The 14,477-nt window shown below is 60.8% G+C and carries 13 protein-coding genes; 3 read left to right on the forward strand and 10 right to left on the reverse strand.

The annotated features are described in order from the left end of the window. Positions 1 to 7: 7 nt before the first annotated feature. The gene (locus tag ABVN21_RS21000) at positions 8 to 823 is read left to right on the forward strand and encodes a rhodanese-like domain-containing protein (RefSeq protein WP_339554327.1); all 816 of its coding nucleotides are present in this window, start codon (positions 8 to 10) and stop codon (positions 821 to 823) included. An 18-nt stretch (positions 824 to 841) separates the two neighbouring features. Next, positions 842 to 1,702: an archaetidylserine decarboxylase gene (asd, locus tag ABVN21_RS21005; protein WP_339554328.1), complete on the forward strand. Its 861-nt coding sequence runs from the start codon at positions 842 to 844 to the stop codon at positions 1,700 to 1,702. 115 nt (positions 1,703 to 1,817) lie between these two features. On the opposite strand, the gene serB is transcribed toward asd, so the two are convergent. After that, the gene (gene serB, locus ABVN21_RS21010; protein ID WP_095192149.1) at positions 1,818 to 3,032 is read right to left on the reverse strand and encodes a phosphoserine phosphatase SerB; all 1,215 of its coding nucleotides are present in this window, start codon (positions 3,030 to 3,032) and stop codon (positions 1,818 to 1,820) included. A gap of 134 nt (positions 3,033 to 3,166) precedes the next feature. On the opposite strand from serB, the gene ABVN21_RS21015 reads away from it, so the two are divergent. Next, on the forward strand, positions 3,167 to 4,687 hold the full coding sequence (locus ABVN21_RS21015; RefSeq protein WP_339554329.1) for an AhpA/YtjB family protein: 1,521 nt from the start codon (positions 3,167 to 3,169) through the stop codon (positions 4,685 to 4,687). A gap of 328 nt (positions 4,688 to 5,015) precedes the next feature. Here the strand turns inward: ABVN21_RS21015 and ABVN21_RS21020 are convergent, their stop codons facing one another. The 9 genes from ABVN21_RS21020 to ABVN21_RS21060 all read right to left on the reverse strand — a co-directional run bounded on the left by ABVN21_RS21020 (position 5,016) and on the right by ABVN21_RS21060 (position 14,400). After that, positions 5,016 to 5,729, reverse strand: a complete 714-nt coding sequence (locus ABVN21_RS21020) for an ABC-type transport auxiliary lipoprotein family protein (protein ID WP_339554330.1) — start codon at positions 5,727 to 5,729, stop codon at positions 5,016 to 5,018. Between the two features lie 176 nt (positions 5,730 to 5,905). Then, entirely contained in the window at positions 5,906 to 8,173 is a 2,268-nt protein-coding gene (gene parC, locus ABVN21_RS21025) for a DNA topoisomerase IV subunit A (protein WP_339554331.1), read from the reverse strand. Between the two features lie 7 nt (positions 8,174 to 8,180). Next, entirely contained in the window at positions 8,181 to 8,705 is a 525-nt protein-coding gene (locus ABVN21_RS21030) for a TIGR02281 family clan AA aspartic protease (RefSeq protein ID WP_339554332.1), read from the reverse strand. After that, entirely contained in the window at positions 8,702 to 9,691 is a 990-nt protein-coding gene (locus ABVN21_RS21035) for an esterase-like activity of phytase family protein (protein WP_339554333.1), read from the reverse strand. The genes ABVN21_RS21030 and ABVN21_RS21035 overlap by 4 nt, the downstream gene beginning before the upstream one ends. After that, on the reverse strand, positions 9,691 to 11,598 hold the full coding sequence (gene parE, locus ABVN21_RS21040) for a DNA topoisomerase IV subunit B (protein ID WP_339554334.1): 1,908 nt from the start codon (positions 11,596 to 11,598) through the stop codon (positions 9,691 to 9,693). Before parE ends, ABVN21_RS21035 begins: the two co-directional genes overlap by 1 nt. Before the next feature lie 41 nt (positions 11,599 to 11,639). Then, a complete protein-coding gene (locus ABVN21_RS21045) occupies positions 11,640 to 12,248 on the reverse strand; it encodes a YqiA/YcfP family alpha/beta fold hydrolase (RefSeq protein ID WP_339554335.1) in 609 nt (202 codons plus the stop codon). Between the two features lie 172 nt (positions 12,249 to 12,420). Further along, on the reverse strand, positions 12,421 to 13,236 hold the full coding sequence (gene cpdA, locus ABVN21_RS21050; protein WP_339555209.1) for a 3',5'-cyclic-AMP phosphodiesterase: 816 nt from the start codon (positions 13,234 to 13,236) through the stop codon (positions 12,421 to 12,423). A 103-nt stretch (positions 13,237 to 13,339) separates the two neighbouring features. Continuing rightward, a complete protein-coding gene (locus ABVN21_RS21055; RefSeq protein ID WP_034148716.1) occupies positions 13,340 to 13,792 on the reverse strand; it encodes a DUF1249 domain-containing protein in 453 nt (150 codons plus the stop codon). Next, positions 13,783 to 14,400 (reverse strand): NUDIX domain-containing protein, encoded by a 618-nt coding sequence (locus ABVN21_RS21060; RefSeq protein ID WP_339555208.1) that lies wholly within the window; start codon positions 14,398 to 14,400, stop codon positions 13,783 to 13,785. The genes ABVN21_RS21055 and ABVN21_RS21060 overlap by 10 nt, the downstream gene beginning before the upstream one ends. Positions 14,401 to 14,477 lie beyond the last annotated feature (77 nt).

Genomic DNA, 14,477 nt, shown 5'->3' on the forward strand with positions numbered 1-14,477 from the left:
ACCTCACATGTCTGACTTCTCTGGCTTGCCGCTGGTAATCGAACCGAGCGACTTGCTCCCTCGCCTCGAAGCCCGCGAACTGATCCTGGTGGACCTGACCAGCAGTGCCCGCTACGCCGAAGGGCATATCCCCGGCGCACGCTTTGTCGATCCCAAGCGCACGCAACTCGGGCAGCCGCCGGCGCCAGGCCTGATGCCGCCGCAAGCGGCACTCGAAGCGTTGTTCGGTGAGTTGGGACACAATCCCGACACGGTCTACGTGGTGTATGACGACGAAGGCGGCGGCTGGGCCGGGCGCTTCATCTGGCTGCTGGATGTCATCGGACACAGCAAATACCACTACGTCGACGGCGGCCTGAAATCCTGGCTGGCGGAAGGCTTTCCGATGTCGATTCAGATCCCGCCAGCGGTCGGCGGTCCGGTCAGCCTGACCCTGCATGACGAACCTACCGCCACCCGCGAGTACCTGCAAAGCCGTCTCGGCGCCGCCGACCTGGCGATCTGGGACGCACGGGGGCCGCTGGAATACTCGGGCGAGAAAGTGCTGGCAGCCAAGGGCGGTCACATTCCTGGTGCAGTCAATTTCGAATGGACCGCGGGCATGGATCCGGCGCGCAACCTGCGCATCCGCAGCGACATGCCGCAGATCCTCGAACAACTCGGCATCACGCCGGACAAAGAAATCATTACCCACTGCCAGACCCACCATCGGTCGGGCTTCACTTATCTGGTGGCCAAGTCCCTCGGTTATCCGCGGGTCAAAGGCTACGCCGGTTCCTGGGGCGAATGGGGCAATCACCCTGACACGCCTGTCGAGCTTTAAGGTTTTTAAGGACACCCAATGAAAGAGCGTTTGTTTATCCTCAGCCAGTACCTGCTGCCTCACCACTTGCTCTCGCGACTGGCCGGCTGCGTCGCCGAATGCCGCGTGCGCTGGTTCAAGAATGCGTTCACGGCGTGGTTCGCCAAGCGTTATCAGGTGGACATGTCCCAGGCGCTGGTCGAAGACCTGACTGCCTACGAGCACTTCAACGCGTTCTTCACCCGTGCCTTGAAAGACGGCGCGCGCCCACTGGACGAAACACCGGGCGCGATTCTCAGCCCGGCGGATGGCGCGGTCAGCCAACTCGGCCCGATCGAACACGGTCGTGTGTTCCAGGCCAAGGGCCACAGCTTCAGCGTGCTGGAACTGCTGGGTGGCGACGCGGCGAATGCTGCGCCGTTCATGGGCGGTGACTTCGCGACCATTTACCTGTCGCCGAAGGACTACCACCGTGTGCACATGCCGCTGGCCGGCACCCTGCGCGAGATGGTCTACATTCCCGGCCGAATTTTCTCGGTCAACCAGACCACCGCTGAAAACGTCCCGGAGCTGTTCGCCCGCAACGAGCGTGTGGCGTGCATTTTCGACACCGAGCGCGGGCCGATGGCCGTGGTGCTGGTGGGCGCGATGATTGTGGCGTCGATTGAAACCGTCTGGGCAGGCCTGGTCACGCCGCCGAAACGCGAGCTGAAAACCTTCCGCTACGACGAAGCCGCCCGTGCGCCGATTCATCTGGAAAAAGGCGCGGAACTGGGCCGCTTCAAATTGGGTTCGACCGCTGTGGTGCTGTTCGGGCCGGATCAAGTGCAGTGGGCTGAAGAACTGGCGGCGGGTTCGCCGGTGCAGATGGGCCAGGGAATGGGCCTGCCAAAAGCATAACCCGTGTGCTGGAACGCGGTGCGCCTGGCTCACCGCGCTCGCAAACCTGTAGGAGCCGACTTGCTGGCGATGGCGTCATCAAGAACCCCATCGCCAGCAAGCCGGCTCCTACAATTTACAGCTGCCCGTCGCGATCGCGGAAGCCCAACAGGTACAGCACGCCATCCAACCCAAGGGTGGAAATCGCCTGCTTCGCCGACTGCTTGACCAACGGCTTGGCACGGAACGCCACGCCCAACCCGGCAATCGCCAGCATCGGCAAGTCATTCGCACCGTCGCCGACCGCAATGGTCTGCTCCAGACGCAAACCTTCCTTGTGTGCCAGCTCTTTCAGCAGATCAGCCTTGCGCTGCGCATCGACAATCGGCTCGACCGCCACACCAGTGACCTTGCCGTCGACAACTTCCAGCTCGTTGGCAAACACATAGTCAATACCCAGCTTGGCTTGCAATTGCTTGGCGAAGTAGGTGAAGCCGCCCGACAGGATGGCGGTCTTGTAGCCCAGGCGCTTGAGTTCGGCGAACAGGGTTTCGGCGCCTTCGGTCAAGCGCAGAGAAGCGCCAATCGAGTCCAGCACGCCGACATCCAGCCCTTTGAGCAACGCCAGGCGTTCTTTGAAGCTGGCGCGGAAATCCAGTTCTCCAGCCATCGCGCGCTCGGTTATTTCCGACACTTTGTCGCCCACGCCGGCAGCCTTGGCCAGTTCATCGATCACTTCGGCTTCGATCAAGGTCGAGTCCATGTCGAACACCGCCAGACGACGGTTACGGCGGAACAGCGAATCTTCCTGGAAGGCGATGTCGACGTTCAGTTCCTGGGCCACGCTGAGGAATTCGGCACGCAGCGCCTGCGGATCGGCCGCTTCGCCACGCACGGAAAATTCAATGCATCCCTTGCCCTTATCGGCTGGAGTATCCAAAGGCATGCGCCCGGACAGGCGATCAATATGGTCGATGTTCAGGCCATATTTGGCGGTGATCGAGCTCACGGCCTGTAATTGCCCGGCGGTCACCTTGCGGGTCAGCAAGGTCACGATGTGGCGTTTTTTGCCCTGGTTACCGACCCATTGCTGGTAATCCTCTTCGGATACCGGCGTGAAACGCACTTGTTGATCGAGCTCGTAACCCTTGAACAGGATGTCCTTGAGCACCGACTTGCCTTGCTCGGTGTCGGGAATTTCAACCAGAATGCCGAACGACAAGGTGTCGTGGATCACCGCCTGACCGATGTCGAGAATGTTCACACCACCTTGGGCCAGAACGCCGGTAATGGCTGCAGTCAGACCCGGACGGTCGACTCCCGTGATGTTTATCAGGACGATTTCGCGCAAGGCGCACCCCCGCAGGTGGAAAAAAAACGCATTCTACCCACTTTCAGTGACCATCGGGCACCGTGAGCGCTTTGACGGCCTAGGGCCTGTCGCTATACTGCGCGTCAACTTCACGGACAAAGAGCCGAGCTCAAGTGAACCGGCCCACGCCAGTAAAAACCGATAACTTCTTCCTGCTGATCTTCCGGGCACTGCGTCACCGCCGTGTACCGATTGCATTGCGCATCGCCAGCCATAACGTGATCCTGGTCGCTCTGGCCCTGGTCATCTACGCCTGCGTGATGGGTTTGCAGTTCAAGCAGGCCATGCACGAGCAGGCGGATGCGCTGGGCGAAAGCCTGACCACGCAGACGGCTACTTCGGCCACCGAGCTGTTGGTGTCCAACGACATCCTCAGCCTCAACGTGCTGCTCAATAACCTGACCAAGAACAAGTTGGTGGCTCACGCCGCCATCTATAGCGTGGATAACCGCATCCTCGCCGAAGCCGGTCAGCGTCCCAAGCACGGCCTGCTGGGGGAAGCCGAGGGCATGTACCAGAGCAAGATCACGTTTCAGGACGTGACGGCCGGCCAACTGCGCATCAGCCTCGACATGGATCAGTTCCAGCAGCCGATGACCATCAGCCTGCAGAGCATGGGCATCCTGAGTGCAATTCTGCTCGCCTTGTCCCTGGCCTTGAGCCTGCGTCTGGGTCGGCATATTTCCACGCCGCTGCTGCAATTGCGCGTGTGGCTGCGCAATATCGACGAATACACCCCGGCCACCGAACGGCAGGACGAGATCGGTGACCTGGCGCGTCAGCTGCACGCCAATTTCGCACCGGAACCGGCCGAGCCGGAACCCGTGCCGGAGCCGGAATTCGCCGACGACGATGACGAAGACGCCGAACCAGGCTTCGAAGTGCGTAACCTGCGCGATCCGAGTTTCGACGAAAGCCGTCCAATGGCCGCGATGAAAGCTGCGCCACGGCGCGTTGTCAGCACCGTCGAAGACGATGACGACGATGCGTTCGCCGATTTGCTCGATGACCCGGCAGACAGCGCACCGAAGCCAGCCATTAAACCCGTGGCCTCGAACATGCCGCAGCACAGCGCCGTACTCGCCGTGCAGCTGGGCTCCCAGGAGCAACTGCGTCGCCTGCCGCGCGCCCGCCTGGAAGAACTGCTGAAACGCTACCGCGATTGCCTCGACCAGGCCGCCTCGCTCTATGAGAGTGAAATGCACACCCTGAACGATGGCAGCACGCTGATGCTGTTCCACACCGAAGACAGCGGCGACGATTACCTGACCAATGCCATTTGCTGCGGCGAGTTGCTGCGCGCACTGGGCCATCAGTTGCAGATCGAAGTCGCCGACAGCGGCATCACCCTGCAATTGCAGCTTGGCTTGACCCTGGGTGACGAGTTGTTCGGCCTGAGCCAGATCGACCTGCTGCTGACCGACACTGCGCAGGACGCCCTGGCCTTGTCGCAACACAGCCGCAACCTGCTGCTGGTGGAACGCAAGATCAGCGACGACGCACTAATCCGCCAGCGCGCGCGGATCCGCCCGATCGCCAGCCCTGAAGGCGCGTGCTGCGTAGAGCGGTTGATGGAGCCTTATCCATCGATGCTGGAGCGGCAATTGGCCCGGATGCACGAACGCCGGGCGTAAAGACCCGCTATGAAAAAGCCCGCAGACGAGTGATCGTCTGCGGGCTTTTTGTTGCCTGTCCTGGCGCTATCGCTGGCAAGCCAGCTCCCACAGTGGTTGATGTCGCACACAAAATCAGCGCTCAACAGATAACCTGTGGGAGCTGGCTTGCCAGAAATGAGGCCATCAGCTATCGCTGGCAAGCCAGCTCCTACATAGTTATTGCAATCCACACGGACCTTGTAGGAGCTGGCTTGCCAGCGAGGAGGCCAGCAGCCCCGAAAGCCTCCAACCGACAGAAACAACAAGGCCCGCATCAATGCGGGCCTTGTTTTGAATCCTTCCAGACTTAGAAGCGAAACACTTCCATATCTGTACGAATCGGTGCAGCCATTGGGATCTTCGGCTGTTTTTCCTGTTCAGCTGCCGGCGCTACAGGCTTGGCCGCCGCTTTTTTAGGCGCTTCGGCAATCGGCGGCTGGTTAGCCAGTGGCTTGAGCGCGACCGACAGCTGTTCGGCAAGTTTCTGCAACAGCACTCCTTGAGCCTGAACCTGAGCCGCCGTGTTGCCGGCATGCTGCTCCTGCAAGTGGATGATGCGGTTATCACGCACCTGCCCGCGACGGTCGATCAGGCGCCATTGCGCATCAAGGATCGCCGGTTGCGACTCACCCGAATCCAAACGCGTGATGGTCAGCAACACCTGCACATCCGGCGTGAACCCTACCGTCGCAGGTGCCAGCACCACACGCTGGCTGTCCAGATGACCGGCCACCTGACGCAGCAACAGCTGATCGATGTCGGAAGACAGGCTGCCAGCCCAACGACCGTCGGTCGACGCTTGCAAGCTGCCATCCGGTTGGCGTTGCAACAGGGTTTCACGTTGCAGGTAGTCGGCAACGACAACCGGGCCCAGCAATACTGCCATGCCCGCGCTTTGCGCAGGCGCAACCGGACTTCCGCTGTCCAGTTGATACAGCGACACCGGCTGGTGAACGCTGCAACCCGCCAGGCCAAGTACGCCGGCGAGCATCAAAATAAAAGGAAGGCGCAGAGCAGTCATCGTCCCATCCAGGTGGCCGCCACAAGGCTGACCACAGTGAAAATACTCAATAAATATGAAGAACGCTCGGCCACGCCGGCGCTTGAAAGGCCATATCATCCGTGAATATGCGTTCCGACTCCAGCGCCAATGCGTCGATCTACGCGTTAAATCGTAGATCGAGCGCTCTAGGACGCTTAATTGAGGTTTTCGACGAGCAGCGCATCCACCCTCTGGAAGCCACGTGGCAACTTGTTACCACGACGCCCACGCTCACCCTTGTAATGTTCGAGGTCGTCCGCTTTCAGTGACAAGGTACGTTTTCCGGCCTGCAGCACCAATGTAGCGCCATCCGGCACAACGGCGATGTCCGTAACATACTCTTCGCGACTGGCCACACGCTCACCGGGGATCCCGATGATCTTGTTGCCTTTGCCCTTACCTAATTGTGGCAGATCGCTGATCTTGAAGATCAGCAGCCGACCTTCGGTGGTCACCGATGCCAGCCAGTTCTGTTCACGATCGGCCACCGGACGCGGGAGCATCACCTTGGCGTTGTTCGGCAGGCTCAACAACGCCTTGCCCGCCTTGTTCTTGGCTTGCAGGTCTTCACCCTTGACCACGAAACCGTAACCGGCGTCCGAGGCAATGACGTACAGCGCATCGTCGTCCGGCATCAGTACGCATTCGAAGCTTGCCCCTGGCGGCGGCGTCAGACGACCGGTCAGCGGTTCGCCCTGGCCTCGGGCCGATGGCAACGTGTGCGCGGCCACCGAGTAGCTGCGGCCGGTGGAGTCGATAAACACCGCAAACTGGTTGGAACGCCCAGGCGCCAAGGCCTTGAAGCCGTCCCCGGCCTTGTAGGAAAGCCCGGTGGCGTCGATGTCGTGGCCCTTGGCGGAGCGCACCCAGCCTTTTTCCGACAGCACAACGGTGACTTTCTCGTTCGGCAGCAGATCGTGCTCGGTCAGCGCTTTGGCTTCGGCGCGCTCGACGATTGGCGAGCGGCGATCGTCGCCATAGGTCTCGGCATCCTTGATCAGCTCGGTGCGGACCAGTTTTTTCAGCTTGGCTTCGCTGCTCAGCAGGGCTTGCAGCTTGGCTTGTTCCTTGAGCAGTTCATCCTGCTCGGAACGCAGCTTCATTTCTTCCAGTCGCGCCAATTGACGCAAGCGGGTGTCGAGAATGTAGTCGGCCTGGATTTCGCTCAAGGCGAAACGCTCGATCAGCGCGGCTTTCGGATGTTCCTCGGTGCGGATGATGTGGATCACTTCATCCAGGTTGAGGTAGGCGATCAACAAACCGTCCAACAGGTGCAGGCGACGCTCAACTTTGTCCAAGCGGAATTGCAGGCGACGACGCACGGTCTGCACCCGGAATTCCAGCCACTCGACCAGCAACGCACGCAGGTTTTTCAGCTGCGGCTTGCCGTCCAGGCCGATGATGTTGATGTTGACCCGATAGCTCGATTCCAGCTCGGTGCTGGCGAACAGATGCTGCATCAACGCATCGTGGTCGAAGTTTTTGCGTGCACCGGGAATGATCACAATACGGCACGGGTTTTCGTGGTCAGACTCGTCGCGCAAATCCGCAATTTGCGGGGCTTTCGAGGGTTTGGCCTGCATCATCGCGGCGATCTGTTCCAGCACCTTGGCGCCGGAAACCTGATGCGGCAGCGCGGTGACAATGATGTCGCCGTCTTCGATGTGGTACACGGCGCGCATGCGCACCGAGCCCTTGCCGGTTTCATAGATTTTCAGCAGGTCGGCGCGCGGGGTGATGATTTCCGCTTCGGTCGGGTAATCCGGGCCCTGGATGTGTTCGCAAAGCTGTTCGATCGTTGCTTTGGGCTCATCGAGCAAACGCACGCAGGCACTGGCGACTTCGCGCAGGTTGTGGGGCGGAACGTCGGTGGCCATGCCCACGGCGATACCGGTGGTGCCGTTGAGCAGGATGTTCGGCAAACGTGCCGGCAACACCAGCGGTTCGTCGAGGGTGCCGTCGAAGTTCGGGCCCCAGTCCGCGGTGCCCTGGCCCAATTCACTGAGCAAAACTTCGGAATAACGCGACAGCCGCGCTTCGGTGTAACGCATGGCGGCAAAGGACTTGGGATCGTCCGGCGCACCCCAGTTACCCTGGCCATCCACCAGCGTGTAGCGGTAGCTGAACGGCTGGGCCATCAGGACCATGGCTTCGTAGCAGGCCGAGTCGCCGTGGGGGTGGAACTTGCCGAGCACGTCACCGACGGTACGCGCCGATTTCTTGTGCTTGGAATCGGCGTCCAGCCCCAACTCGCTCATGGCGTAGATGATGCGCCGCTGTACCGGTTTCAGGCCGTCGCCGATATGCGGCAAGGCACGGTCCATGATCACGTACATGGAATAGTTGAGGTAGGCATTTTCGGTGAAGTCAGCCAGCGATCGGCGTTCTACGCCATCTAAGCTGTCTGCAAGGATGTCGCTCATGCGGGCCTCATCGGTTCGTTGTCTGGCGCAGCAGCATGGTGCCACCGCGCTGGGTAAATTCAAGTTTGTTCAGTGCGCTCATACCGAGCAGCACTTGCTTGCCATCCAGGCCTGGCACGACGATGGCGCGCACATCACGCAGCACAATGTCGCCCAGTTGCAGCCGGTCGATGCGGGTTCGATAACCCTCGGTACGACCGTTGGCGGTGCTCAGGGTTACCCCGAAGCCTTGTTCCAGTTTCAGCCGTTCGGCCATTTGCGCCGGGATCGCCACATCGGTTGCCCCGGTATCGAGCATGAAATCCACCGGCTGACCGTTGATATGGCCGCTGGCGACGAAATGCCCCTGGCCGTTGCTGACCAGCTTAACTTCGATAAAACCTTCGCCCTGTTCCGAGCTGACGACCACGTTGGGATTCTGCTGACGCGCTTCCCACTGACCAAAAAACCGTGTCGCCAGAAAAAGCGCGGCGCACCAGGCCAGCACCATCAGCACTCTACCGGCGCGCTTGCCCGGCGTTTGCTGGCTCATGGTCTGGCGCTCCAGCCACCGTCAGGCGCGGCAAAGCGCCAGACAATTGGCCGTTGCTCGCCATCGGCGCGGGCACCGTCATTGTTGTCGATACCAATCCAGGCGCCCTCGGCATCCACCACCAGCGCTTCCGCCAGCCCATAGGGTTGTGGATAACGCCGGTTTTCCTGCAACGCCTCATCAGCAAACGACCAGCAGCGCTCGACCTTGGCCGTCATTGCATCGCGACGGCAAATCTCGAACGCGTTGCGCTCAAGGGTAAATAGCTTGCCGTTGAACAATGACAGATCGGCAAAGTCACGGGAAACCGCTTTGGCCTTGGGAAACTGGGGTGGCTGCATTTCTACTCCGGCTTCGCTCAGCAGCACGCAACCGCCATCGCAGTCCCAGACGGTTTGCTTGCGCTTGATCGAGATCAACCCACGGCGTTCGCGCTCGGCAGCCAACCACAGTTGATCACCCGCCGGGTTGATCGCCAGCCCTTCGAATAACGCATTGAAATGCAACAGCATGCCGCTCGCCCGCGCTTCACGGACCATGATCGGCGAGATCTTCAGCCAGGTGGCCGGCCCCGTCGACGGAATTTGCAGCACCGCCGCATGGGATTCACTGACCACGTAGCGATTGCCGGCGCTGTCGCAGGTGATGCCCTCGAAATCGAGGTCGCCACCCCGCACAAACGCCGCCAGCCAAGCCCGCGAACGCAGCCCCCAGGGCAGACCGCTGGCGGGTACCGGAGGCGCGCCGATCCCCACGGCCTCCGCGCGCCAGATGCCGCCCCGGGTATCGAGACGATAGATCTGATCGTCGTCGCGGTCGGACACCGTCCACAGCTCCTTGCCGCACTGGGCCAACCCGGACAGGTTGCCGCCGCGCATGCCATCGACGGCATGCTCGGACAACAGACGCAACTGTGGTGTCGGCTCGGCAGACACCGTCATCGAGGTCAGCAGCAACGCACACGCCAGGGCAAAGCCCAGACGCATCAGCCCAGAACCTCGGCCAGGTTGCCCTTGGACTCCAGCCAGGTCTTGCGGTCACCGGCGCGTTTTTTCGCCAGCAGCATGTCCATCATTTCCGAGGTCGCCTCGAAATTATCGCCCAGCGTCAGTTGCACCAGGCGCCGGGTGTTTGGGTCCATGGTGGTTTCGCGCAACTGCGGCGGGTTCATTTCGCCCAGGCCTTTGAATCGGGTGACCTGTGGCTTACCGCGTTTCTTCTCGGCGACCAGGCGATCGAGAATGCCGTCGCGCTCGGCTTCGTCCAGGGCGTAGTAGATCTCTTTACCCAGGTCGATGCGGTACAGCGGCGGCATGGCGACGTAGACGTGCCCGGCATCGACCAACGCGCGGAAATGCTGGACGAACAGTGCGCAAAGCAGCGTTGCGATGTGCAGACCGTCGGAGTCGGCGTCGGCGAGGATGCAGATTTTGCCGTAGCGCAGCTGGCTCATGTCCGCCGCGCCCGGATCGACGCCGATGGCCACGGCAATGTTGTGCACTTCCTGGCTGGCCAGCACTTCGCTGCCGTCGACTTCCCACGTGTTGAGGATCTTGCCGCGCAACGGCAGGATCGCCTGGAATTCTTTGTCCCGCGCCTGCTTGGCCGAACCGCCGGCGGAATCACCTTCCACCAGGAACAGTTCGGAACGCATCGGGTCCTGCCCGGCGCAGTCGGCGAGTTTGCCCGGCAACGCCGGCCCCTGAGTGATGCGCTTGCGCTCGACCTTCTTGCTGGCCTTCAGGCGACGACCGGCGTTGTTGATCGCCAGTTCCGCCAGCGCCAGGCCGGTTTCCGGATTGGCGTTGAGCCACAGGCTGAACGCATCCTTGACCACACCGGAAACGAATGCCGCCGCTTCGCGGGACGATAGACGTTCCTTGGTCTGGCCGGAGAATTGCGGCTCCTGCATCTTCATCGACAGCACGAAAGCGATGCGTTCCCAGACGTCTTCCGGCGCCAGTTTCACACCGCGCGGCAACAGGCTGCGGAATTCGCAGAACTCGCGCATCGCATCGAGCAAGCCTTGGCGCAAACCGTTGACGTGGGTGCCGCCCTGGGCCGTCGGGATCAGGTTGACGTAGCTTTCCTGCACCGCGTCGCCACCTTCCGGCAGCCACAGCAGGGCCCAGTCAACCGCTTCCTTGTTCCCGGCAAAAGCACCGCAGAACGGCTCGTCCGGCAGACGCTCGAATTCGCTGACCGCGTCGACGAGGTAGGAACGCAGGCCATCTTCGTAATGCCACTCGACTTTCTCGCCGGTGGCCTTGTCTTCAAAACTGACCAGCAGCCCCGGGCACAGAACGGCCTTGGCCTTGAGCACGTGCTTGAGGCGGCTGATAGAGAATTTCGGTGAATCGAAGTATTTCGGGTCCGGGGCGAAGAACACACTGGTCCCGGTGTTGCGCTTGCCCACCGTACCGACGATTTCCAGCTCGGTTTTCTTGTAACCGTCGGCGAAAGTCATCTGGTATTCGTTGCCGTCACGCTTTACGCGCACCCGGACTTCAGTCGACAAGGCGTTGACCACCGAGATACCCACCCCGTGCAGACCGCCGGAGAACTGGTAGTTCTTATTGGAAAACTTGCCGCCCGCATGCAGCTTGGTGAGGATCAGCTCGACCCCGGAAACGCCTTCTTCGGGGTGGATGTCCACCGGCATGCCACGGCCGTCATCGCTGACTTCCAGCGAATGGTCGGCGTGCAGGATGACCTGCACCGATTTGGCGTGCCCCGCCAAGGCTTCGTCGACGCTGTTGTCGATGACTTCCTGGGCAAGGTGGTTCGGCCGACTGGTGTCGGTGTACATGCCGGGGCGTTTGCGCACCGGGTCGAGGCCCGAGAGGACTTCGATGGCGTCGGCGTTATAAGAGCTAGCGCTGGGAGTGGCCATGGGGTCTCGTCGTCAGTGTGTCAGTGAAAAGGGGCGAGATATCACAGTGCAGTGAAATCAATCGCCTGATACAAATCGGCGCCAATGCCGGCAAAACTCAGCATGGCGGGAAGCTGTGTGGCAAAACCCTGGAAACTATGGTCGCCGCCGGCCTGGATCCGCAAGGCACAGGCCCGGTAATACTGTTGGGCGAGGCGATAATCCAGCGTTTCGTCACCGGTCTGCAACCACACCTGATAGCGCTGCGGGTCCTGCGGCGCCGGCACTTCCAGTTCGGCCAGGGCCGTCACATGGTCGTGGGTCAGTTCCCAGGCCTCATCGGTATACAGGTTTTTCTGCGTCCCCAGAAACCCGTCGAACATCCGGTGTGGATTGACGGCAGGGTTGATCAACAGGGCCTTCAGGCCATGGCGTTCGGCCAAGTGAGTCGCATAGTAGCCGCCGAGTGAGCTGCCGACCAGCAGTGGCCGCCCGAGCGCTTCAATCGCCTGTTCGAGCTGACCGATGGCTTCGCGGGGATGGTGATGCAGGGCCGGCACCCGCAGTTGATCGCTCAAGCCCAGACGCTCCATCACTGCGATCAACTGTGTGGCCTTCTTTGACGCAGGCGCACTGTTGAAACCGTGGATATAAAGGATCGAGCCGGACATTTGAACTCCCTGTGCGTCGGGTAAAGAGGCGGAGTTTACAGGGACTCGGAAGGAGTTTGGTGCAATCATCTGTTGAATTGAATTCCCCCTGTAGGAGCCCGGCTTGCTGGCGATGGCGTCCTTGAAATCGCTATCGCCAGCAAGCCGGGCTCTCACAGAGGGAGTGGGCTTGTCAGTAACCGTTGGAACCGTAATCCACCGTAAAATCGAAGCCGATGACTCTCTCCACACCGGTTTCCAGACGACCGTCCGGCAACAAGCGCAACCAGCGATACCCTGGCGCCTGCTCGCCGACCTTGAAATCCTCGCTGCCCGGTTCGAACTGAATGCAGGTCGACGGCGAGGCGATCAGACGTACGCCGTTACGCAATTGATCGATTTCCTGATGCACGTGCCCCCAGAGCACTGCGCGTACCTGCGGAAAACGATCGAGCACTTCAAAAAAGGCTTCCGGATTGCGCAAGCCTATCGGCTCCATCCACGCACAACCGATCGACACCGGATGATGGTGCAAGCACACCAAATGATGGCGCTCGGGCGCTTCGCTCAGCGCCTGGGCCAGCAACTGCAATTGTTCGTCCTGCAGAAACCCTGGCACCGAGCCCGGCACCGCCGAATCCAGCAACGTGACCCGCCAATTACCGATATCCACCACCGGTTCCAGCAAGGCACTTTGCACCGCTGCCTCGGCCATGATCCGTGGCTCGTCGTGGTTGCCGGGAATCCAGCGTGCCGGCGCATCGAGTTGCCGGGTCTGTTCGCGAAACTGCTGGTAAGACTCCAGCGTGCCGTCCTGAGACAGATCGCCGGTGGCCAGGATCAGATCGATCCGAGGCTGCTGCGCGCGCACCAGTTCGATGACTTTTTGCAGGCTGTCACGGGTATTCATGCCCAGCAGCGCACCGTCCGCCTCGGCAAACAGGTGACTGTCAGAGAGTTGCACCAGCAACGCCGACTCGGCGGTGGTCAGGGTGGATACGCTCGGCAAGGTGTTCTCCCAGGGCGTGATCGCGGGGTTGGATAATGGCGCAATTATGCTGGGGGATGATTGAAAGGGGAAACCTGTGAACCTGACGCAGTTCACAAGAACGTCAACGGACCACTTCGTACTCGTGCCCCAACGCCAGGCAATGGCTCAACCATTCGCCCAGGAACATATTCAGTTGGGCCTTTTCGTCGGGCTGATGCATCGAAGCGTTCGGATAAGGATAGATGCCACGAAAGCGTCGCGCATGTTCGGCGCTGACCACTTCGGCCATGCAGGCGTCGTGATAGACCTGTACTTCCAGTTGCGGCACTGGCAGCCACGGCAGGCTGTGCTCCTGACGCACTTGCAGCGTCGTGGTGTACGGACAGACTTGCAGCACTTCCAGGGCCAGCACGCCGAGCATCTGCTCGCCATGGGTCACGGCGATGCGCCGCGCTGCCGGCTCGCTGCGCATGTCCGGCAGCAGTCGCATCAGGCGCGCGTAGTTCGCCTCACAGGACGCTTGCAGCCCCACGAGGTCCACCCGATAGCGATCGCGCAGCTTGTTTACGACCATAACCCCCTCACTTCAACGCGGTTCAGTGCCAGCCATTGCAAGGCAATGATGCTGGCCGCGTTGGCAATACGACCGTCGCGCACGGCTTGCAGGGCGTCTTCGAAGGCCCACACCGTCACGCGGATATCTTCTGCTTCTTCCTCCAGCCCATGCAGGCCGCCGACCCCGGTTGTCTCGCAACGCCCCAGGTACAAATGCACGAATTCATTGCTGCCGCCCGGCGATGGAAAATATTTGGTCATCGGCCACAGCGCCCCGAATACCAGCCCAGCTTCCTCCTGCCCTTCGCGGTGAGCAACTTCTTCCGGTACTTCTTCCGTATCGATCAGACCAGCGACCAGTTCGATCAGCCACGGATTGTTCATCTTGCCCATGGCGCCGACGCGAAACTGCTCGATCAGCACGACTTCGTCGCGCTGCGGATCGTAAGGCAGTACACAAACCGCATCGTGGCGCACGAAGACTTCCCGATTGATCTCGCGGCTCATGCCGCCGGCGAACAATTCGTGGCGCAAGTGCACGCGATCGAGCTTGTAGAAGCCCTCGTAGCACTTTTCGCGCCGAACGATATCAACGGCGGTCGGAATGGCGCTGGCAAAATCAGTCATGACTATCCTCTTTACTACAATCCTGTTCGAGGTTCCTTTTCCTGGAGCCTCGACTTCGCGCCATCCTAACGCGCCCG

Source organism: Pseudomonas sp. MYb327 (assembly GCF_040438925.1).
Taxonomy (GTDB): domain Bacteria; phylum Pseudomonadota; class Gammaproteobacteria; order Pseudomonadales; family Pseudomonadaceae; genus Aquipseudomonas.

Bases quoted from the DNA above. Each gene is read 5' to 3' on its own strand.
- parE (WP_339554334.1), bottom strand. From the start codon at position 11,598: ATGGCCACTCCCAGCGCTAGCTCTTATAACGCCGACGCCATCGAAGTC.
- ABVN21_RS21060 (WP_339555208.1), bottom strand. From the start codon at position 14,400: ATGACTGATTTTGCCAGCGCCATTCCGACCGCCGTTGATATCGTTCGG.
- ABVN21_RS21045 (WP_339554335.1), bottom strand. From the start codon at position 12,248: ATGTCCGGCTCGATCCTTTATATCCACGGTTTCAACAGTGCGCCTGCG.
- ABVN21_RS21000 (WP_339554327.1), top strand. From the start codon at position 8: ATGTCTGACTTCTCTGGCTTGCCGCTGGTAATCGAACCGAGCGACTTG.
- asd (WP_339554328.1), top strand. From the start codon at position 842: ATGAAAGAGCGTTTGTTTATCCTCAGCCAGTACCTGCTGCCTCACCAC.
- ABVN21_RS21030 (WP_339554332.1), bottom strand. From the start codon at position 8,705: ATGAGCCAGCAAACGCCGGGCAAGCGCGCCGGTAGAGTGCTGATGGTG.
- ABVN21_RS21055 (WP_034148716.1), bottom strand. From the start codon at position 13,792: ATGGTCGTAAACAAGCTGCGCGATCGCTATCGGGTGGACCTCGTGGGG.
- ABVN21_RS21035 (WP_339554333.1), bottom strand. From the start codon at position 9,691: ATGCGTCTGGGCTTTGCCCTGGCGTGTGCGTTGCTGCTGACCTCGATG.
- parC (WP_339554331.1), bottom strand. From the start codon at position 8,173: ATGAGCGACATCCTTGCAGACAGCTTAGATGGCGTAGAACGCCGATCG.
- ABVN21_RS21020 (WP_339554330.1), bottom strand. From the start codon at position 5,729: ATGACTGCTCTGCGCCTTCCTTTTATTTTGATGCTCGCCGGCGTACTT.